We start from the raw sequence: 777 nt of genomic DNA on the forward strand, positions 1-777 counted from the left end.
TGCTCTACGCCCTGACACGCAACACTCTCGGACTGATGCTGCTCCGCGTGCGCGGCGACACCGCGAAAGACGTGGAGCTCCTTGTCCTGCGACATCAGGTGGCGGTGCTGCGCCGGCAGGTGAACCGGCCCGGTCCTGGAACCGGCGGATCGGGTGATCCTCGCAGCCCTGTCCCGGCTGCTGCCCCGGTCCAGCTGGGGTTCGTTCTTCGTCACCCCGGCCACCGTGCTGCGCTGGCACCGTGACCTCCTCGCACGCAAACGGACCTACCCGCGGAAGTCGCCCGGTCGGCCGCCGGTCCGCCGGGAGATCCGCGAGCTGGTCCTGCGCCTCGCACGGGAGAACCCGACCTGGGGCCACCGCAGGATCCAGGGAGAACTCGCCGGGCTGGGCTACCCGGTCGGAGTCGCCACCGTCTGGCGGATCCCGCACCGCGCCGGCATCGACCCCGCACCCCGCCGGGCCGACACCTCCTGGCGCACCTTCCTGTCCGCCCAGGCCTCCAGCCTGCTGGCCTGCGACTTCTTCACCGTGGACACCGTGTTCCTGCAACGGATCTACGTGTTCTTCGTCGTCGAACACGCCACCCGCCACGTCCATGTTCTCGGGACCACGAAGCACCCGACCGCAGCCTGGGTCACCCAGCAGGCACGGAACCTACTGATGGACCTCGACGAACGTGGCCACCGGTTCCAGTTCCCCCTCCGTGACCGCGACACCAAGTTCACGGCTTCCTTCGACGCCGTCTTCACCGGAGCCGGCATCGACGTCGCGCGA

General features: G+C 69.4%; 1 pseudogene. It reads left to right on the forward strand.

The annotated features are described in order from the left end of the window. Positions 1-777 (forward strand): annotated as a pseudogene (locus FMEAI12_RS00250) (helix-turn-helix domain-containing protein); the annotation flags it as partial.

Origin of the sequence: Parafrankia sp. Ea1.12 (assembly GCF_900465275.1) — a bacterium.
GTDB classification, from domain to species: Bacteria; Actinomycetota; Actinomycetes; order Frankiales; family Frankiaceae; genus Parafrankia; species Parafrankia soli.